The 19,603-nt window shown below is 63.0% G+C and carries 14 protein-coding genes; 8 read left to right on the top strand and 6 right to left on the bottom strand.

The annotated features are described in order from the left end of the window. Positions 1 to 15 precede the first annotated feature (15 nt). Entirely contained in the window at positions 16 to 993 is a 978-nt protein-coding gene (locus tag J1N02_RS26960; protein WP_065927960.1) for a thiamine pyrophosphate-dependent dehydrogenase E1 component subunit alpha, read from the bottom strand. Between the two features lie 309 nt (positions 994 to 1,302). Here J1N02_RS26960 and J1N02_RS26955 point away from each other — a divergent pair, with 309 nt between their 5' ends. Beyond that, positions 1,303 to 3,162, top strand: coding sequence for a sigma-54-dependent Fis family transcriptional regulator (locus J1N02_RS26955; protein WP_092357766.1), 1,860 nt, complete (start codon positions 1,303 to 1,305; stop codon positions 3,160 to 3,162). A gap of 68 nt (positions 3,163 to 3,230) precedes the next feature. On the opposite strand, the gene J1N02_RS26950 is transcribed toward J1N02_RS26955, so the two are convergent. Then, positions 3,231 to 4,010, bottom strand: coding sequence for an acetoin reductase (locus J1N02_RS26950; protein WP_098479738.1), 780 nt, complete (start codon positions 4,008 to 4,010; stop codon positions 3,231 to 3,233). 170 nt (positions 4,011 to 4,180) lie between these two features. On the opposite strand from J1N02_RS26950, the gene J1N02_RS26945 reads away from it, so the two are divergent. Then, entirely contained in the window at positions 4,181 to 6,328 is a 2,148-nt protein-coding gene (locus tag J1N02_RS26945) for a TonB-dependent siderophore receptor (protein ID WP_421148024.1), read from the top strand. A 180-nt stretch (positions 6,329 to 6,508) separates the two neighbouring features. Here the strand turns inward: J1N02_RS26945 and J1N02_RS26940 are convergent, their stop codons facing one another. Together J1N02_RS26940 and J1N02_RS26935 are read right to left on the bottom strand one after the other, a co-directional pair. Further along, the gene (locus J1N02_RS26940; RefSeq protein WP_027606549.1) at positions 6,509 to 6,946 is read right to left on the bottom strand and encodes a carboxymuconolactone decarboxylase family protein; all 438 of its coding nucleotides are present in this window, start codon (positions 6,944 to 6,946) and stop codon (positions 6,509 to 6,511) included. Positions 6,947 to 7,046: 100 nt separating this feature from the next. Next, positions 7,047 to 7,517: an Lrp/AsnC family transcriptional regulator gene (locus J1N02_RS26935; protein WP_027606550.1), complete on the bottom strand. Its 471-nt coding sequence runs from the start codon at positions 7,515 to 7,517 to the stop codon at positions 7,047 to 7,049. 123 nt (positions 7,518 to 7,640) lie between these two features. Between J1N02_RS26935 and J1N02_RS26930 the strand changes: the two genes are divergently transcribed. Then, positions 7,641 to 8,924: a methionine gamma-lyase gene (locus J1N02_RS26930; RefSeq protein ID WP_421148023.1), complete on the top strand. Its 1,284-nt coding sequence runs from the start codon at positions 7,641 to 7,643 to the stop codon at positions 8,922 to 8,924. Here the strand turns inward: J1N02_RS26930 and J1N02_RS26925 are convergent. Then, a complete protein-coding gene (locus J1N02_RS26925) occupies positions 8,860 to 10,491 on the bottom strand; it encodes a PvdJ/PvdD/PvdP-like protein (protein WP_421148022.1) in 1,632 nt (543 codons plus the stop codon). The two genes, J1N02_RS26930 and J1N02_RS26925, sit on opposite strands and share 65 nt — an antisense overlap. A gap of 142 nt (positions 10,492 to 10,633) precedes the next feature. On the opposite strand from J1N02_RS26925, the gene pvdM reads away from it, so the two are divergent. The 3 genes from pvdM to J1N02_RS26910 are packed head-to-tail and all read left to right on the top strand — an operon-like array spanning position 10,634 to position 14,178. Continuing rightward, complete coding sequence (gene pvdM, locus J1N02_RS26920; RefSeq protein WP_027606552.1) at positions 10,634 to 11,983, top strand: pyoverdine-tailoring dipeptidase-like protein PvdM; 1,350 nt, start codon at positions 10,634 to 10,636, stop codon at positions 11,981 to 11,983. 18 nt (positions 11,984 to 12,001) lie between these two features. Next, positions 12,002 to 13,273, top strand: coding sequence for an aminotransferase class V-fold PLP-dependent enzyme (locus tag J1N02_RS26915; protein WP_027606553.1), 1,272 nt, complete (start codon positions 12,002 to 12,004; stop codon positions 13,271 to 13,273). Positions 13,274 to 13,305: 32 nt separating this feature from the next. Then, positions 13,306 to 14,178 carry a formylglycine-generating enzyme family protein gene (locus J1N02_RS26910; protein ID WP_092357756.1) on the top strand — a complete coding sequence of 291 codons (873 nt, stop codon included), beginning with the start codon at positions 13,306 to 13,308 and terminating at the stop codon, positions 14,176 to 14,178. Positions 14,179 to 14,300: 122 nt separating this feature from the next. Here the strand turns inward: J1N02_RS26910 and J1N02_RS26905 are convergent, their stop codons facing one another. Then, the gene (locus J1N02_RS26905; protein WP_027606555.1) at positions 14,301 to 15,131 is read right to left on the bottom strand and encodes a N(5)-hydroxyornithine transformylase PvdF; all 831 of its coding nucleotides are present in this window, start codon (positions 15,129 to 15,131) and stop codon (positions 14,301 to 14,303) included. Between the two features lie 200 nt (positions 15,132 to 15,331). Between J1N02_RS26905 and J1N02_RS26900 the strand changes: the two genes are divergently transcribed. Next, entirely contained in the window at positions 15,332 to 16,984 is a 1,653-nt protein-coding gene (locus tag J1N02_RS26900; RefSeq protein ID WP_169898262.1) for a cyclic peptide export ABC transporter, read from the top strand. Positions 16,985 to 17,138: 154 nt separating this feature from the next. Then, a complete protein-coding gene (locus J1N02_RS26895; RefSeq protein ID WP_098479743.1) occupies positions 17,139 to 19,526 on the top strand; it encodes a TonB-dependent siderophore receptor in 2,388 nt (795 codons plus the stop codon). Positions 19,527 to 19,603 lie beyond the last annotated feature (77 nt).

The following is a 19,603-nucleotide window of genomic DNA, read 5'->3' as shown; positions in this document are numbered from 1 at the left end:
CGAGTCTTGTAGTTATTAGCGGTAGGCGACGTAGACATCACTGAGCAGGTCGGCGGCCTGGGGCTTGGGATCGGACTTGGCCAGGCGCACGGCGTCGTCGATCAACTGCGCGACCTCACCGTCGATACGTTCGAACTGCGCGGCATCGAGCCAGCCTTCGGCATTGCAGCGCTGGCGGAACAGTGCGAGGCAGTCGTGGGATTCGCGCAGGTTCTTCACCTCGTCCGGGCCACGATAGGTTTGTGCATCGCCTTCGAAGTGGCCGTAGAAGCGACTCAGCTTGACTTCCACCAAGGTCGGCCCGTCGCCTTTGCGTGCACGCTCCACCGCCACGCCCAGCGCCGCGTGTACGGCAAAGAAATCATTGCCATCGACAATCACCCCCGGCATGCCGAAGCCCACCGCCCGCTCGGCAATGTCCTTGCACGCCACCGACCAGCCGGAACCGGTGGCCTCGGCATAGCCGTTGTTCTCGGCCACGAACAGGCACGGCAGTTTCATGATCGACGCCAGGTTCATCGCCTCGAACACCGCGCCCTCGTTGGAGCCGCCGTCGCCGAAAAATGCGACCGCCACGCCCTGGCTGCCCTTGAGCTTGGAGGCCAGCGCGGCACCTGCCGCTAACGGCGCACCGGCCCCGACAATGCCGTTGGCGCCGAGCATGCCCTTCTCCTGGTCGGCGATGTGCATGGAGCCGCCCTTGCCGCCGCACACCCCGGTTTTCTTGCCGTAGATCTCGGCCATCATGCCGAACACATCCACGCCCTTGGCGATGCAATGGCCATGGCCACGGTGGTTGGAGGCGATGCAATCTTCATCGTTGAGGTGGGCCATGACCCCGGCTGCGCTGGCTTCCTGGCCGGCATACAGGTGCACGAAACCGGGGATCTCGCCGGTGGCGAATTCCACATGCAGGCGTTCTTCGAAATCACGGATGGTGCGCATCACGGTGTAGGCATGCAGCAATTGATCGGTGGACAGGTGGGTGGACATCTTGTTGTTCTCCAGGTTGTCTCGACACACAAAAGGCTGGCTGCGGCCAGCTGCAAGTGGTTCAGCACAGCCTGTGCCAAGGTGCGATGAAACCTGGCAAAGCCTTGATCCAGAGCAGTGCCGTGCGGTTGTGCCGGGACGGTATGCCTGTGCAGAATGAGACGGTGCATTGCACTGTGCAGGCGGCGTCTCGGCCGAAATGAGACGCTGCGTCTCACGCGGGGCTGTTGGTCAGGTCGCCCTTGTCCCCTCGCGCCCACGGGCGCTTAATGGCGGGCATAACAACAAAGATCGAGAACCGGAGGCCTTATGCTCGCCGCGAACTCCAGGGAACACGTCGACTGCGTCAGTCGCGTGGTCCGCAATGCCGATCGCCTGCCCCAGGCGCCGGTGCCGTCGCTGATTTTCGATTCATGGCGGCGCTCCATGGAACAACACCACCTCGACCCCGGCTCGCTGCAGGGGCCCCGTATCCTTACCGAACCCTTGCTCAAGGAATGCCGCGAACGCGCCGAGCTGTTCATGCGCATCGCCGGCGAAGAAGTCGGGCAACTGCACCACCGGGTGCGCCACGCCGACTACTGCGTGATGCTCACCGACGCCCAGGGCCAGACCATCGACCACCGCGTCGACAGCACCATTCGCAGCGACTGCCGCAAAGCCGGCCTGTACCTCGGCACCTGCTGGTCGGAAGCCGAGGAAGGCACCTGCGGCGTGGCCACGGTGCTGACCAGCAAAGCCGCAGTGACCGTGCACAAGCGCGACCACTTCCGCGCCGCCTTCATCAGTTTGACCTGCTCCGCCGCACCGATCTTCGACCCCCAGGGCAACCTGCTGGGGGTGATGGATGCCTCGGCGCTCAAATCCCCGGATGACCGGCGCAGCCAGCACCTGGTGCGGCAGATGGTGGCCCAGAGTGCCCAGGCCATCGAAAACGCCTTCTTCATGCACAGCGCCCGCGAGCACTGGGTACTCCAGGCCCACAGCACACCGGGCTATGTGGACAGCCAGCCCGACCTGCTGCTGGCCTGGGACCAGGATGGGCGCCTGCACGCGCTGAACAGCAAGGCGCGCCAGGCACTGCGCCGGCGTTTCGGCCAGGTGCCGGCGCATATCGGCGAGGTGTTCGACCTGGATGCATTGCGCGCGGCCACCGATCAATCGACCCAACATCTGCAATGGCTGGGCGAGCCTGGCGTGCTGCACGTGCGGGTCAACGCCCCGCGCCGCAAACCGGCACGGCCCGTTGCGCACACCCAGGTCGACCCACGGGTGGAAGAACACCTGCGCCTGGCCGTGCGCGTCAAGGACCGCAACCTGCCGGTGCTGGTGCAGGGTGAAACCGGCGCCGGCAAGGAAGTTTTCGCCCGCCAACTGCACGAACGCAGCGCCCGGCGAACAGGCCCCTTTGTCGCGGTGAACTGCGCGGCGATCCCCGAAAACCTGATTGAAAGCGAGCTGTTCGGCTACGTGGCCGGAGCCTTTACCGGTGCCTCCAGCAAAGGCATGCCGGGGCTGTTGGTGCAGGCCGATGGCGGCACCCTGTTCCTCGATGAAATCGGCGATATGCCGCTGGCGTTGCAGACGCGCCTGCTGCGGGTGATGGCCGAGGGTGAAGTCGCGCCCCTGGGCGGGGCCAAGACCCGCACGGTGGACATTCAGGTGATCTGCGCCAGCCACCGCGACCTGGCCGTGCTGGTCAGCGACGGGCGCTTTCGCGAAGACCTGTACTTCCGCCTCGGCTGTGCACGCTTCTGCCTGCCGCCGCTGCGCGAGCGCAGCGACAAGCTGGCATTGATCAACCGGCTGGTGGAGCAGCAAGCGCGCGGCAGCGGCATCTCGGTAGGCATCGGCCAGGCCGCGCTGGAACGCCTGCTGGGCTATGCCTGGCCGGGCAATGTGCGCCAGCTGCACCATGTGCTGGCGTATGCCTGTGCAGTGTGTGAAGGCGGCACGATTCAGCTGGCGGACTTGCCGGTGGAAGTGCGTGGGGAGCAGGTCGAGACGCTGGCCGAACACAGCGTCAGCCCGGAACGCCAAGTGGTACTGGATGCCTTGATCCGGCATCGCTGGAAGCCGTTGCCGACGGCGCAGGCGCTGGGGATTTCCCGGGCCACCCTGTACCGCCGAGTCAACCGGTTGGGCATCGACATGCCCGGCAAGCACTGACACAACAGGGTCACCCATGTGGGAGGGGCTTGCCCCCTCCCACATTTAACACCGTCGGCCTTGGGAGATCAGCGATAAACCAGCCCACCGTCGATCAAGGGCGCCTGTCCGGTCATGTAATCCGCATCCGGCCCGGCCAGGTAGGCCACCAACCCCGCCACATCCTCCGGCGTTTCCGCACGGCCCAGGGCAATCCCATCCACATACTGCTTGTAGGTCGCACCCACTTCGGCGCCGGTAATCTCGGCCATGCGCTTGTCGATCTCCACCCACATGTCGGTGCCCACTACGCCCGGGCAATAAGCGTTGACCGTGATCCCGGCGCTCGCCAGTTCCTTGGCCGCCGCCTGGGTCAAGGCGCGCACGGCGAACTTGGTGGCCGAGTACACGCCCAGCAGCGCGAAGCCTTCGTGGCCGGCGATGGAACAGGCATTGATGATCTTGCCCTTCTGCTTGAGCGCCTTGAATTTCCTGCCTGCAGCCTGGATACCCCACAACACGCCCTGCACGTTGATGCCCAGGGTGCGCTCGACCTGTTCCGGGCTGACGTCCAGCAGCGCGTCGATCTGCGCGACCCCGGCGTTGTTGACGATAATGTCGAAGCCGCCGAGGGCCTGGTGTGCGTGTTCGACCGCCGCCACTACCTGGTCGCGCTTGGACACGTCGGCGATAAACACCGAGGCCTTGCGCCCCAGGGCCACGACTTCGGCGGCCACGGCTTCGAGCTTGGCGCCATTGATGTCGACCAGGGCGATGTCGGCACCTTCCTGTGCCAGGCGCAGGGCGATGGCCCGACCAATGCCCTGCCCGGCGCCGGTCACCAGTGCAACTTTTCCAGCGATACCCATGATGATCTCCTGCAAGGGTTAGAGAAGTCCTGTCTATCGCAGGTGGGCACGCAGGCTGTCGAGAGGCACGTCATTCAGTGGGCGGGCTGAGACGGGACGTCTCACTTGTAAAACCGGGCGGTTATGCCTAGCTTATGCGCCCCCCGCCCTGCGCTTTAAGGCCCTCCCCCATGGTTTTGCGTTTTCGTCCTGTCGTCAGTACACGTTTCGCCCTCGGCCTGCTGCTCAGCGGCGGGATCGGCAACAGTTGGGCGGCACAACTCGAGCTGCCGGCGTTGCAAGTCCAGGGCGAGGACACGTCAGGCTATCGCGCAGACACCGCCTCGGTCGGCGGCTTCAACGAGGCGCCGCTGCTGGACACTCCTGCCTCGATCACGGTGATCAATGCGGCGCTGATCAAGGACCAGCAAGCGCGCCTGCTCAGTGAAGTGCTGCGCAACGACGCTTCGGTGGGCGATAGCTACGCCCCCATCGGCTACTACGAAAATTTCGTGGTGCGCGGTTTCTCGCTGAATGCGGCGAGCAGCTACAAGATCAACGGGCGCACCATCACCGGCGAGCAGAACGTCGCCCTGGAAAACAAGCAGCATGTGGAAGTGCTCAAGGGCCTGGCCGGTTTGCAGAGCGGGATTTCCGAGCCCAGCGGCGTGATCAACTACGTGACCAAGCGTCCGGAAGACGTGCGCCAGGTGACGGTGTCCACCGATGACCGCGGCAGTGGCTATATCGCCACCGATGTGGGTGGCTGGTTTGGCAGCGAGCAGCAATTCGGCCTGCGGGCCAACGTCGCCCATGAAGACCTCAATGCCTATGTGGAGCACGCCAACGGCCAGCGCGACTTCGTGTCCCTGGCCTTCGACTGGAACATCAGCCCCGACGCGGTGCTGCAACTGGACGCGGAATACCAGAACAAACAACAGCGCTCGGTACCGGGCTACCAGTTGCTGGGCGGCACCGAGGTGCCCCACGACGCCTCGCCGAAAAAACTGTTGGGCCACCAGAGCGGTTCCAGGCAGGTCGGCATCGATTCGCTGAACCTCAACGGCACGTTCGAATACCGCTTCAGCGACCAGTGGAAAGGCAGCGTCAGCGCCGCGCGCAGCAAGGTGGTGATCGATGACTACAGTTCGTTTGCCTGGGGCGGCGACACCAACGGTGTCGGCAACCACTTCACGCCCGAAGGCAACTACGACGTCTACGACTACCGCAGCCCCGATGACACCCGCCGTGACGATGAAGTCCAGGCGGCGATGACCGGCCTGTTCGACACCGCAGGCATCGGCCATGAACTGACCTTCGGCACCAGCGCGTTTCGCCGGGTGATCGACAAGCGCAAGTCCGTCAACGAGTACATCGGCACGGCCAATATCGACGCTGACGCGCCGACGTTCACGCCCACCGACAAGCCGTTGAACGACAGCCATCGCACCCTCGACAGCCGCCAGTATGGCCTGTTCATCACCGACCGCATCCGCCTCAACGAGCACTGGCAAACCCTCCTCGGTGGCCGCGAAGTGCGCCTGGATGAAAAAGCTTTCGACGGCGTCACTGGCAACCAGGCCCGCCACACCCAGCAATACGTGTTCCTGCCCCAGGCATCGTTGATCTACAAACCGGTGGAAAACATCTCGCTGTACACCAGCTACAGCAAAGGCCTGTCCCTGGGCGGCACCGCCCCCTGGTTTGCCAGCAACGCCGATGAAACCCTGGCCCCGACCACCTCGCGGCAAATCGAGGCCGGGGTGAAATACGACTGGCGTCGCATCAGCTTCGCCGCCGCTGTGTTCCAGACGCGCCAGGCCTACCAGTACGCCAAGCCGGATGGCGCCGGCCAGTTCACCTACGTGCAGCAGGGCGAACAGAAAAACACCGGCGTGGAACTGTCGGCCAACGGCTGGGCCACCGAGCGCCTGCAGATTTCCACCAGCGTGGCGGCGATTCGTGCACGGGTCAGCGGCAGCGGCACACCGGCATACGAAGACCACCAGGCGATCAACGTGCCCAAGCTGCGCGCCAGTGTGTACGCCGATTATGCGTTGCCGTGGGTCAATGGCCTGGCGGTGCTCGGCGGCGTGCAATACAGCGCCAAGAAGTACGCCAATCGCAGCGGCAATGTGGAGGTGGGGGATTACGCGGTGGTCAACGTCGGCAGCCGCTACACCACCCGGGTCGACGGCTACGAGACGGTGTTCCGCCTGAGCGTCGACAACCTGTTCGACAAGCGCTACTGGCGCGACGCGGGCGAGTACATGGGCGATGACTATCTGTTCCAGGGCGCGCCGCTGACGGCGCGCCTGAGTGCTTCGGTGAACTTCTGACACTTACTGCTGTGGCGAGCGGGCTTGCGAATCGTCGCACCGCCCGCATTGGGGTGCGAAGCGCCCCTGATGAAGACGAATGGGGTATATCAGGCACTCCTCTGCGCCTGGTTTTGGGGCTGCTGCGCAGCCCAGCGCGGGACAAGCCCGCTCACCACAAAAGAGCCGTCTTCAACCGCCTTATTCAGGCATCTTGCGGAAACCTACCGCGAGGCGGTTCCAGCTGTTGATGGTGGCGATGGCCACGCTCAGGTCGACTTGCTCCCGGGGGCTGAACTCGGCGGCGAGCGCGGTGAAGTCTGAGTCCGGGGCGTGGGTCTGGCTCAGCAGCGTCAGGCTCTCGGCCCAGGCCAATGCCGCGCGTTCACGCGGGGTGAAGAATGGCGTTTCGCGCCAGGCCGACAAGGTGTACAGGCGACGCTCGGTCTCGCCACCCTTGCGGGCATCGGCGGTGTGCATGTCCAGGCAAAAGGCACAGCCGTTGATCTGTGAGACCCGCAGGCGGATCAGCTCCAGCAATGGCAGTTCGATGGACAGTTTGCCGACGGCGGCTTCCAGGGCGAGCATGGCTTTCATGGCGTCTGGGGAAGCGGTGTAGAAATCGGTACGGGCTTGCATGGGGAACTCCGGAACGGTGGGAAGTGGTGGCTAGGTTAGCCACCGGGCCGTAGGGGAGAAATAGCCAATTACGGGGAAGAACAGGTGACCAATGGCGCGATCAACCTGGTAATGGAATTACCCGCAACGGTCGCACCGACTTATAGGAAAAACTCGAATAGATCTCCTTGACGCACGGCAGCGTCTGCAACACCTCCCGCGCAAACTCGCCGAACGACTCCAGGTCCCTGGCCACCACCTCGAGCAAAAAGTCATAGCGTCCCGACACGTTATGACAGGCCACGATTTCCGGAATATCCAACAGGCGTTGCTCGAACGCCCGGGCGATTTCCTGGGTGTGGCTCTCCATCATGATGCTGACAAACGCCGTCACCCCATACCCCAGCGCCTTGGGCGAGAGGATCGCCTGGTAGCCGCTGATCACCCCGCTTTCCTCCAGGTTCCTGACCCGTCGCCAGCACGGTGAAGTGGTCAGGGACACGCGGTCGGCCAGCTCGGCCACGGTTAAACGGGCATTACCCTGCAGGGCGTTTAATAGCGCTTTGTCGGTGCGATCCAGCGTGATGGGCATGACGTGCCTCTGTTTATTGTTTTTAGCGAGTTTTCATCCCAGGACAAGGGATTTGTCGGCAAAGTTTGGAAAATACGGCCGTGGTTATAAGCATAGCATTGTAGGAAATAAGGAGCGCCCGACATGAACACTAAACACTATGCATTCGGCTTTTCCACCCGTGCCATCCACCACGGCTACGACCCCAAGGACCACCACGGCGCACTCGTGCCGCCGATCTACCTGTCGGCCACGTTTGCCTTTCCCACCGCCGAATACGGCGCCGCCTGTTTCGCCGGCGAGGCCGGCGGCCATTTCTATACGCGCATTTCCAACCCGACCCTGGCGCTGCTGGAGTCCCGCATGGCCAGCCTGGAAAACGGCGAGGCGGCGGTGGCGTTCAGTTCGGGCATGGGCGCGATTGCCGCGACGTTCTGGACCCTGCTGCGCCCAGGCGATGAGGTGATCGTCAGCCAGACGCTCTACGGCTGCACCTTCGCCCTGCTGCATCACGGTATCGGCGAATTCGGCATCAAGGTGCGCCACGTGGACCTCACCGACCTGGCGGCCCTGCAAGCGGCACTCAGCCCCGCCACGCGCATGATCTACTGCGAAACCCCGGCCAACCCCACCCTGCAACTGGTGGACATCGCCGCCGTGGCCGCCCTCGCCCATCAACAGCCGAACGTGACCGTGGTGGTGGATAACACCTACTGCACGCCGTACCTGCAACGGCCCCTGGAACTGGGCGCCGATGTGGTGGTGCACTCGGCCACCAAGTACCTCAGCGGCCATGGCGACATCACCGCCGGCATCGCCGTGAGCAACCAGGCCCTGGCCCAGCGCATTCGCCTGCAAGGCCTCAAGGACTTGACCGGCGCGGTGATGTCGCCCCAGGACGCTTCGCTGTTAATGCGCGGCCTCAAGACGTTGGCCCTGCGCATGGACCGCCATTGCAGCAACGCCCAGGCCGTGGCCGAAGCCTTGCAGGCGCATCCCGCCGTGGAGTGGGTGACGTATCCGGGGCTGCGCGGCTTCGCGCAACACGCATTGGCGGCGCGGCAGATGAGCCAGGCCGGCGGCATGATCGCCTTCGAACTCAAGGGCGGGATCGACAGCGGACGACGCTTCATGAATGCCCTCAAGCTGTTCACCCGCGCGGTCAGCCTGGGCGACGCCGAGTCACTGGCCCAGCACCCGGCGAGCATGACCCATAGCACCTACACCCCTGAAGAACGCGCGCACCACGGCATCAGCGAAGGCCTGGTGCGTTTATCGGTGGGGCTTGAGGACGTTGCCGACCTGTTGGCGGACGTGCAGCGGGCGCTGGCCAAGTGCACCCGCGCCGTGCCACGCCAAGCGCTCAAGCCTCTCGCGCCTTCACCTTCAAATGCCGCGCATACCAAGGCCGCTGCGGCACGCGCTTGAACAGGCCCTGCAACAGGTGCTCGTCCTCGCCAAAGGTAATGCGCAAGGCGAGCTTCATGGTCTCCGGGTCCATCTCCATCGACTTGCCCATCTGCAACCCCGGGGTGGTGCTGCAGCCATGGGTGTCCGGGCCCAGCCACGGGTCGTCGACTTCGACCCAACGCCCCGGGGCGAACCAGGCCACGCCGTTGACGTCCAGGCGCCTGACTTCGCCGGGGTTGAAGCGTTCGTGGGCTCGGTACCAGTCCTCGATACGGTCGTCGATCCAGCCGTGGAAGTGCCAGAACACCGGGTTCACATGGGATGAAAACGGGTCGCCGAGGAAGTCGTTTTCTGCCGCGTACCAGCGCGGGGCAAAGTCTGCCGGGTCGCGGGCCAGGGGGACCGGCGCGCCGTTGGACGGGTCGCGGGGCACCGAGGCCCAGCGCATGTGCAGCCAGTCGTGCAGGCCCAGTTCCATTTCGGAGCCGAGCTGGCCCAAGGTCAGTCTGGCCAGGTAGCGCGGGTCGCGGTACTGCGATTCCCAGACCTGGAAGTTGCTGTGGTAGGTCTCGGCGGCCTTGATGTCGCTGACCCACTGGGTGTATTCGCTGTCGTCCGGGGCTGACCAGGTGGGCGGCAGCGCGAAGCCGTCGTGGTTGTCGAAGTAACGCAGGAAGCCTAGGCGGTCGCGCTCCAGCGCCGGTTGCGGTTCGGGGAATACGGGCCACGAGGGCAGATCCTGCATGGAACGCGCGGTGCCGAGCATATGCCGGTGCATGAAGAAGAAATCGATGCCCGAGCCGTTGCGGTCTTTGTGTTTGCCACGGGCGTCACGCTCCTTGCCGCGCGGGCCGGGTTGCCAGCCGATGCCGCGCAGGGCGTCGCGTTTTTCTTCGGAGAGTTTGTGCCACTGGTCACGGGTGGCGTGCCACAGCTGGTGAAACAGGCGGTGCTCCGGGGCAATCAGCCAGGCCAGCAGGGTCGGGTTGAGGCCGATGCGTTGGCGGGCTTCGGGAAACAGCTGTTTGTGGGCGATAAAGCGGTTGTCACGTTCGGTCAAGGCCAGGGGGCGATCCAGGTCGAGGATGTGCCCGCTGAGGGTGCTGCTGCCGGCGTTGGCGAAGTCGGCCCAGACTTCATCGAGGGTCATCTTGAACTCATAGGCGGGCCTGCCGTCGAGGGCATCGCGGTCGATCAGGCGCCAGTAGAGCAAGGCGCCCTCGCCCGTCAGCAGGTCACCCAGCACGCGGTAGCGCGGTTCGCCTTCGCTGCGCAGGTTGGCGGCGGTGTCCAGGTAGCCGCGCAGGCCACGGCCACGGGGGGCGATGTCGAGCAACAGTTCCAGGCCTTGCAGCGGCAGGCCCTTGAGGCCGGCATCGCGGCCTTCCAGGCGCAGGCGCCACACCCCGCGCAAGGTGTTGGCCAGATGCTGCCCGGCGGTGTCGGCCAGGTCCACGGTGGCTTCGCCGGGGGTGATGGGGAATTCTTCTTCGCGCGTCAACTCGCGATGGGCATAGAAAGCGGCCGGCACAGCCGCGCCGGTCAGCGCCAAGCCTGCGATGAACCCACGTCGAGAGATGGTCATTGTCTACCTTAGGAAACGGCTTTATCAGAGCTAGAACGTTTGCAGGCCGGGGAAATTTACCGCCCTGCCCGTGCCGCCTAAATTTCCCCGCGCACCACTCGTTCTTCCCTGATAGCGAAGGCCTCAACTGACTGAGATGGCAATGACAAAACCACGTTCGAAAAAGGCGCTGTACATCGGCGTGCCGCTGGCACTGGCCATCGGTGCCGGCGCAGGCTTCCTGGCCTGGGATCACTGGTTCAAGGGCAATGCCGGCTACCCGCTCGCCGTGATCAAGCAGGCCAATGAACTGCAGGACCGCCTGCTGTCGTTCGACAGCCACATCACCGTGCCCATGGACTTCGGCACCGCCGGCAACGAGGCGGACAAGGACGGCAGCGGCCAGTTCGACCTGGCCAAGGCGGCACGCGGTCGCTTGTCCGGCGCAGCCCTGACGATCTTCGGCTGGCCGGAAATCTGGAATGGCCCCAACGCCCCGCACAAGCCCACTGACGGCTTTGTCGAGGAAGCCCGCCACGAGCAGGAGGTGCGCTACAAGATCATCTCCGGCATGGTGCGTGACTTTCCCAATCAAGTCGGCATCGCCTATACCCCGGATGACTTTCGACGCCTGCATGGCGAAGGCAAGTTCGCGATCTTTATCAGCATGCTCAACGCCTACCCGCTGGGCAATGACCTGAACCAGCTGGACCTGTGGGCCGCCCGGGGCATGCGCATGTTCGGCTTCAGTTATATCGGCAATAACACCTGGTCCGACTCATCGCGCCCACTGCCGTTTTTCAATGATTCCGTCGATGCCCTCGAAGGCCTGTCGGACATCGGCAAGCAAGCAGTGCAGCGCCTCAATGACCTGGGGGTGATCATTGACGTGTCGCAGATGTCGACCAAGGCCCTGGAGCAAGTCGCGCACCTGAGTCGCACGCCGATGGTGGCGTCCCACTCGGCACCGCGCGCGTCGGTGGACATCCCGCGCAATCTCAGCGACAAGGAACTGCAACTGATCAAGAACAGCGGCGGCGTGGTGCAGGTGGTGGGCTTCCCGGCCTACATACGCCCCCTGAGCCAGCCGACCCAGGACAAGCTCAACACCCTGCGCGCGCGTTTCGACCTGCCGCCGCTGCCCAACCTGGCCATGGCCCTGATGCCGGGGGACGCGATCATCGCGGCATGGCCGGAGCAGAAGTTCGGCCAGTACGCCCAAGGGCTGTACGGGATTCTTGAGGAAGAACCCAAGGCCACGCTCAAGGACTGGGGCGACGCCGTCGACTACACCGTGCGCAAGATCGGGATCGATCACGTCGGCATCGCTTCGGACTTCAACGACGGCGGCGGTATCGACGGCTGGAACAACGTCGGCGAAATCCGCAACGTCACCGCCGAACTGATCCAGCGCGGCTACTCCGAAGCCGACATCGCCAAGCTGTGGGGAGGCAACTTCCTGCGGGTGTGGGACCAGGTACAAAAAGCCGCCAGACCCTTGGCCAACCGCTAATCACCTAGAAGCAAGTCCATGACTGACCGCCGTACGTTTCTCAAGCAGGCCGGGGTATTCGCCGCCAGCCTGCCATTGGGCGCTGCACTCATCCCGCAGGCACTGGCTGCCACCACCACGGATGACCCATGGACGGGGTTCAAGCAGCTGTTCAACCAGGACCCGGATTACCTGCACTTCTCCAACTTCCTGGTGGCCTCGCACCCCAGGCCGGTACGCGAGGCTATCGAGCGTTACCGCGCCCAGATCGACCGCAACCCAGGGCTCGCCATGGACTGGGACCTGGAGGAAACCTGGAAGCGCGAAGGCCAGGTACGCGAATGGGCCGGCCGCTACCTCAAGGCCACCCCGGCGCAGATCGCCCTGACCGGCAGCACCTCCGAAGGCCTGGCGATGATCTATGGCGGCATCAAGGTGCGCCCGGACCAGGAAATCCTCACCACCGTGCATGAGCATTACGCGACCCAGAACGTGCTGGATTTTCGCGTACTCAAGGAAGGCACCCAGGTGCGCCGGATCAAGCTGTTCGAGCGGGCCAGCCAGGTCTCTGCCGATGAGGTGCTGGGGAATATCCAGCGCAATATCCGACCCAACACCCGCGTGCTGGGCATGACCTGGGTACAGTCCGGCAGCGGCGTAAAACTGCCCATCGGCGAGATCGGCAAGCTGGTGGCGGCGCACAACCGCAACCGCGACGACAAGGACCGCCTCCTCTATGTGGTGGATGGTGTGCATGGTTTCGGCGTGGAAAACCTCGACTTCCCCGACATGCATTGCGACTTCTTTATCGCCGGTACCCATAAATGGATGTTCGGTCCGCGGGGTACCGGGCTGGTGTGCGCGCGCAACCCTGAAAACACCTACGTCACGCCCATGGTGCCGACCTTCTCCGAAGACAAGGACTTCGCCACCATCATGACCCCCGGCGGCTATCACGCCTTCGAGCATCGCTGGGCCGCGGATGAGGCCTTCAAGCTGCACCTGCAACTGGGCAAGGCGCCGGTCCAGGCGCGCATCCATGGGCTGAACGCCGAACTCAAGGAGCAATTGCTGGCACACCCGCAGATCGAACTGGTCACGCCGCGCAGCCCCGAACTGTCTGCCGGCTTTACCTTCTTCCGGGTCAAGGGCCAGGACAGTGATCGGGTGGCGGCCTACATGCAGAAGAACCGCGTGGTGATCGACGCGGTGGACCGCGACGTCGGCCCGGTGATCCGCACGGCGCCAGGCCTGCTCAACAACTCCGACGAAATCCAGCGCTTCATGACCCTGCTCAGCCAGCGGTTGTGACGCGCCTTTTTCCCTTTGCACGAGAGGCCCCTATGACGCCACTGCGACTCAACCCCCTGACGACCCTGGCACTGACCGCCCTGTGCGGCGCGCTGCTGCCGGGCCTGGCCCAGGCTGCCACGCCGCAACCAGGCAAAGTGTTCAAGGACTGCAAGGACTGCCCGGAAATGGTGGTACTGCCCGCCGGCACCTTCACCATGGGGACGCCGGAAGACGAAGTCGGCCGCGAGCCGGACGAAGGCCCGATGCATGAAGTGACCTTCGCCAAGCCGTTCGCCATGAGCCGCTTCCACATCACCGCCGGCGAATGGGACAGCTATATCCGCCAGACCGGGGTGAAGATCGCCGACGGCGACACCCGCCCCGGCCGCGAATGCATCGCCAGCAAGCCACGCTACCCCCAGGGCCCGCGCCAGCCGGCGGTGTGCATGGACATGGACGACATCAAGCACTATGTGGCCTGGCTGTCGAAAAAGACCGGCCAGCAGTACCACATGGTCAGCGAAGCCCAGCGCGAATACGCCGCACGCGCCGGCTCCACCGGGCCATTCCCGTTCCCGTTCGACGAGGGCAAGGGCTACAGCATCGCCAAGCATGCCAACACCTACGGCCCGGCGGACGGCTACAGCTATTCCTCGCCCGTGGGCAGCTACCCGCCGAATGCGTTTGGCATGTACGACATGCATGGCAATGTCTATGAGCGGGTGGCCGACTGCGAGCACTCCAGCTACATCGGCGCGCCCACCGACGGCAGCGCATGGATGGAGCCAAACTGCGAGGGCTACATGATTCGCGGCAATGACTGGGGCGAGGCGCCGGTGTTTTCGCGCTCGGGCAACCGCAACAACATCTATCCGCAGACACGGGGGGATTGGATTGGCTTCAGGGTCGTGCGCGATCTCTGAAGCTGACGGGATTTAATCTGGGAGGGGGCTTGCTCCCGATGGGGTGCGGCAGTCGACATCGCCATTGACCGATACTCCGCCATCGGGAGCAAGCTCCCTCCCACAGTCAAATCGTGCGCGGCTTAGACCCCCTTCTGCGCCAGCAACTCCAGGCCTTCATGCAACGCCGGGAACAGGCTGTTATTGAAGTTGTTCCAGCGCAGTTCGAGGATGGTGTCGTCCGGCGAGATTTCGGTCTTGAGCACGTCGTGGAACACTTCGCCGGAGTCGATGCCGTTGTCCACGTAGTGGAACGAGGCGCCGGTGAGGTACAGCGGTTCACACGGCTGCGTCTGCTTGGTCGCCCAATCCACCACGGCTTGTCCGCGGGCACCGTACAAGGCATTCCAGGTGGCGTAGGCACCCCGGCGTTCATAGGGCGATTCGATACGGGTAATACCGGGGTGAATGTTCATGATCCGACGGGCAAACGGCGCACCGGGGCGCACCAGCTCGTCCAGGATCACCAGCAGGCCGTCGAGCACCACGATATCGGCCTTCAATTCCACCAGGGTGTCATGCAGGCGACGTTCGAAATCCTGCTTGCCGGCAACGTGTTCCGCGCTGCCCCGAGGCAGGCGCCGATAGGTGGACGGCACGCTCAGCAGCAGATCGTTGACCAGGCGCCCCTGCACCCGCAGGTCGGCCGGGTACAGCCACTGGCGGCCGGGCTTATAGGCAAAGCCGTAGTCGGCCACCAACTGCTGGTCCCGCGGGTTCTGCTCATCGTCGTCATATATCACGCCCACCAGGTTGTAGGCCTCGCCCAGTGACGTGTCGTTGAGCGACCCCACCAGAAACTCCAGCACCGACTTCATGTAGCGCTCGTGGTCCTTGTAGGCCACCGGCTGGCCGGCCTTGTCGGCAGCGGCATTGCGCAGGGACCACACGTACACCAGGTTCTTTTTCGTCATTGTTTCGCTCTCGCTGGAAAGATCAGGCACGCGCCGATACGCGTGCGCCTACACCACAAGAACGAACCAGCCCACGCGCAATTTATCCGCCACCACCACCGCCGGGCACGCCGAGCTAAATAGTCGCGCCAATCCTTCGTTTGTCATGGGTAAGGGTCTGTGTGCCCAGCCCCCTCTTTTTCACTTTCCGGGAAGTACTTATGACCGACCCCAAGCGCGGCGCCTTCACAGGTTTGCTTGCATTGCTCAGGCCGTTTCGCACCATCGTGACGGTCTCCATCGCCCTGGGCATGGCCGGCGGCCTGGCCATCACGCTGTTGCTGGCGACCATCAACAACGCGCTGCATTCTTCCACGGGTATGACCCAGGGGGTGATCCTGACGTTTGCGGCGTTGTGTGTACTGGCGCTGGTCAGTTCGATCGTGTCGGATATCGGCACCAACTTTGTCGGCCAACGCATCATTGCAGCACTGCGCAAAGAACTGGGCGAGAAGGTTCTGTCAGCGCCCATCGAGCAGATCGAGCGCTACCGCACTCACAAGTTGATCCCCGTGCTGACTCATGATGTCGATACCATCAGCGATTTTTCCTTCTCCTTCACACCACTGGCCATTGCAACCACGGTGACGCTGGGCTGCCTGGGCTACCTGGCGTACCTGTCGGTGCCGATGTTCCTGATGATGGTGGTGGCGATCGTCATCGGTACCGCCGTGCAGTACGCGGCACGCTCGGCGGGCATCAAGGGGTTCGAAGCCGCTCGCGACCAGGAAGACGAGCTGCAGCGCTACTATACCGCCATCGCCTCGGGTGCCAAGGAGCTGCGCATTCATCGGCCACGCCGCTATCGCATGAATACACATCGCATCCAGGCGACTGCTGATCGTATCGGCGATATCCAGATCCGCTCGGTCAACATCTTCATTGTCGCCAAGACATTCGGCTCCATGCTGTTTTTCGTGGTGATCGGCCTGGCGCTGGCCTTCCAGGCCTATAACCCCAACCCGGACCCAGCGGTGATCACCGGTTTTGTGCTGGTGCTGTTGTATATGAAAGGCCCACTGGAACACGTGGTGACCGCACTGCCGATCGTCAGTCGGGCACAGATCGCGTTCTCGCGCATCGCCGAGCTGTCCGAGCGGTTCTCATCCCCCGAACCGCACCTGCTGCTGGAAGACAGTGAAGCGCCAAAACCCCAAGTGCACAGCCTTGAGCTGCGCGGCGTGACCTACAGCCCGCCGCCGGTGGAAGGCAGCGAGCCGTTCCACCTGGGCCCGATCAACCTGAGCATCAAGCAAGGCGATATCGTGTTTATCGTCGGTGAAAACGGCTGCGGCAAAACCACCCTGATCAAGCTGTTGCTGGGGCTTTATCAGCCGCAATCAGGTGAAATACACCTCAATGGCGAAGCTGTGATTGCCCCTACCCGCGACGACTACCGCCAACTGTTCACCACCGTATTCGCCGACTATTACCTATTCGACGATCTCGTCCAAGGGGGTGGGCAGAAGTCTCTGGACAGTGCGGCCCAGTATCTGGACCGCCTGGAGATCGCCCACAAGGTCACGATCAAGGACGGCGCGTTCAGCACCACCGACCTGTCCACCGGCCAGCGCAAGCGCCTCGCGCTGGTCAATGCCTGGCTGGAGGAACGCCCGGTACTGGTGTTCGACGAATGGGCCGCCGACCAGGATCCGGCCTTCCGCCGCATCTTCTACACGGAGCTGCTGCCAGACCTCAAGCGCCTGGGCAAAACCATCATCGTGATCAGCCACGACGACCGCTATTTCGACATCGCCGACCAGTTGGTGCGCTTGCGCGCTGGCAAGGTGGTGCACGAAATGGAGCCAGCATGAATTTTCTTTTCCGGTTTTCCCAGGTGGGAACGTCTCACTAGTGGTAATGAGAACCAACCTCATAAATACCTATAAACTGCCCAACTAAAATATAGAAGAGAAAGCACCCATGTCAGTACGACTCGGTCTCAGCCCCCTGAGCAAAGCGCTCTCCATGCGCAGGGCCTTGAACATCCACCTCAAGCCTTGCGCCTTGGCCCTGGCGGTGTCGTTACCGCTATCGAGTTACGTGCAGGCACAAGAGATTGAGATCGACATTCCTGCACAGCCGTTGGGGACAGCGCTCCAGGAATTTGGCCGTCAGACCAACTTGCAGGTGCTATACAGCCCGACGGATGTACAGGGCAAAAACAGCACGACGGTGAAGGGCAAGCTGGAGCCAGCCCACGCCATCGCCGCCCTGCTCAAGGACACCGGCATCAGCTACGGCCTGCAAGGCAGCGCAGTGACCATCACGGCGGGCGCGACCTCCGGGCTGGAGCTGGGGGCCACCCAGGTGACCGCCAACCAGTTGGGTACGGTCACCGAAGGCACGGGCTCCTACACACCAGGCACTATCGCTACCGCCACGCGACTGGTGCTGACCCCGCGTGAAACACCGCAGTCGATCAGCGTGATTACGCGCCAGCATATGGATGATTTCGCACTCAACTCCATTGATGATGTGATGCGTCATACACCGGGCATTACCTTGTCGGCCCTGGACAGCGAACGCACTAACTATTTCTCCCGTGGGTTCTCGATCGAGAACTTCCAGTACGACGGCATCCCTACCCTGCGAAACTCGGCCTATTCGTCCGGGCAAACCCTGAGCGACATGGCGATCTACGACCGCGTGGAAGTCCTCAAGGGCGCAAGCGGCCTGCTGACGGGTGCCGGGGCACCGGGCGCTACCATCAACCTGATCCGCAAAAAGCCTACCCGTGATTTCAAAGGCAGCGTGGAGCTGGGTGCCGGCAGCTGGGACAACTATCGCTCCCAGGTCGACGTAAGTGGCCCTCTCACCGAGAGCGGCAACATCCGCGCCCGTGCCGTAGCCGCGTATCAGGACAAACATTCGTTCATGGACCGCTACGAGCGCAAGACCAACGTTTACTTCGGCACCGTGGAAGCGGACCTGGACGAGGACACCCTGCTCACCATCGGCTTCGACTACCAGAACAGCGATCCTCAAGGTTCTGGCTGGTCGGGCAGCCGCCCGCTGTTTGACCGTAGCGGCAACCGCATCGATGTAAAGCGCTCATACAACAACGGCGCGAAGTGGAGCAGCTGGGAACAGTTCACTCAGAGTTTCTTCACGACCCTGGAGCACAATTTCGACAACGGCTGGGTGGTCAAAGGCCAGTACACACACCAGTTCTCCGGTTATGACGCGCCGATGGGTGCGATCCAGCTGGGCCCATTCACGGCAACCGGTCTGTCGACGCTCTACGCGAACAAATTCACCGGCGATACCCGATCCGACTCCGGCGATATCTACGCCAGCGGCCCGTTCAGTCTGGGCGGCCGCGAGCATCAGTTGGTGGTGGGCGCCTCTGCGTCCAATTCCCAGTGGAAAGGCAAGGATTACGGTGCGCCGATTCACGCCAATGGGCGCATTGTCGATTTCTGGAACTTCGACGGTAACTTCCCGGAGCCGAACTGGGGCACACCGACTCGAATCATTGATGAAACCACCCGGCAAACCGCTGGTTATATGACCGCCCGGTTCAACCTCGCGGATGACCTGAACGTCTTCATGGGCACCCGCGTGGCCAACTACTGGCTGACTGGCGACAACAAGTCCACCGAAACCGGTAAGCTCGTACCCTATGCCGGCGTAACTTATGACCTGAACGACAACTTCACCGCGTACGCCAGCTACAGCGAGATCTTCATGCCGCAGGTGTATAACCGCGACAGAGAGAACAAACTGCTCGAACCGGATGAAGGCAAGAATTACGAACTGGGTTTGAAAGGCGAGTTTTTCAACGGTGGCCTGAACACCAGTTTGGCCTACTTCGAAGTGCATGAAACCAACAGGGCTGACCCGGATTCTGACTACAACGCCAACCCGACCAACCCGTCGATCTTGTATGCCTATAAAGGCATCGCCGCCAAAACCAAAGGCTTCGAGGCCGAAATGTCCGGTGAGCTAGCCCCAGGCTGGCAGGCCCAGGCTGGTTACACCCATAAAGTCATCCGGGATGAGCATGGTGTAAAAGTATCTACTTGGGAGCCTCAGGATCAGGTCAGCTTCTTCACCTCGTACAAGCTCAGCGGGCCGCTGGACCGTTTGACCATCGGCGGTGGCGCTCGCTGGCAGGGCAAGTCCTGGCAGGAAGTGACCAACAGTGGCAAGGGACGGCAGGAGGACTTCACCCAGGAAGCGTATTGGGTCGTGGACGCAATGGCCAAGTACCAGATCACCGACAACGTCTCCGCGACACTGAACGTGAACAACATCTTCGACAAGTACTACTACACCAACATTGGCTTCTATAACACGGCCTATTATGGTGACCCACGCAACGTCATGCTGAGCACACGCTGGGACTTCTAACCCCCGGCAGTTGCGTGCAAGCAGCACTTAGACCCCCGCCATCAGGCGGGGGTTTTCTTTGTTGCGCGCCAGGCATG

It is taken from the genome of Pseudomonas sp. NFX5 (assembly GCF_049132125.1).
GTDB lineage: Bacteria > Pseudomonadota > Gammaproteobacteria > Pseudomonadales > Pseudomonadaceae > Aquipseudomonas > Aquipseudomonas marginalis.
Note: the sequence above shows the minus strand (reverse complement) of the source record. Positions and strands in the feature narration are given on the sequence as shown.

Bases quoted from the DNA above. Each gene is read 5' to 3' on its own strand.
- J1N02_RS26905 (WP_027606555.1), bottom strand. From the start codon at position 15,131: ATGACGAAAAAGAACCTGGTGTACGTGTGGTCCCTGCGCAATGCCGCT.
- J1N02_RS26940 (WP_027606549.1), bottom strand. From the start codon at position 6,946: ATGCAAGCCCGTACCGATTTCTACACCGCTTCCCCAGACGCCATGAAA.
- J1N02_RS26915 (WP_027606553.1), top strand. From the start codon at position 12,002: ATGACTGACCGCCGTACGTTTCTCAAGCAGGCCGGGGTATTCGCCGCC.
- J1N02_RS26925 (WP_421148022.1), bottom strand. From the start codon at position 10,491: ATGACCATCTCTCGACGTGGGTTCATCGCAGGCTTGGCGCTGACCGGC.
- pvdM (WP_027606552.1), top strand. From the start codon at position 10,634: ATGACAAAACCACGTTCGAAAAAGGCGCTGTACATCGGCGTGCCGCTG.
- J1N02_RS26935 (WP_027606550.1), bottom strand. From the start codon at position 7,517: ATGCCCATCACGCTGGATCGCACCGACAAAGCGCTATTAAACGCCCTG.
- J1N02_RS26945 (WP_421148024.1), top strand. From the start codon at position 4,181: ATGGTTTTGCGTTTTCGTCCTGTCGTCAGTACACGTTTCGCCCTCGGC.
- J1N02_RS26895 (WP_098479743.1), top strand. From the start codon at position 17,139: ATGCGCAGGGCCTTGAACATCCACCTCAAGCCTTGCGCCTTGGCCCTG.
- J1N02_RS26900 (WP_169898262.1), top strand. From the start codon at position 15,332: ATGACCGACCCCAAGCGCGGCGCCTTCACAGGTTTGCTTGCATTGCTC.
- J1N02_RS26960 (WP_065927960.1), bottom strand. From the start codon at position 993: ATGTCCACCCACCTGTCCACCGATCAATTGCTGCATGCCTACACCGTG.
- J1N02_RS26955 (WP_092357766.1), top strand. From the start codon at position 1,303: ATGCTCGCCGCGAACTCCAGGGAACACGTCGACTGCGTCAGTCGCGTG.
- J1N02_RS26910 (WP_092357756.1), top strand. From the start codon at position 13,306: ATGACGCCACTGCGACTCAACCCCCTGACGACCCTGGCACTGACCGCC.
- J1N02_RS26950 (WP_098479738.1), bottom strand. From the start codon at position 4,010: ATGGGTATCGCTGGAAAAGTTGCACTGGTGACCGGCGCCGGGCAGGGC.
- J1N02_RS26930 (WP_421148023.1), top strand. From the start codon at position 7,641: ATGAACACTAAACACTATGCATTCGGCTTTTCCACCCGTGCCATCCAC.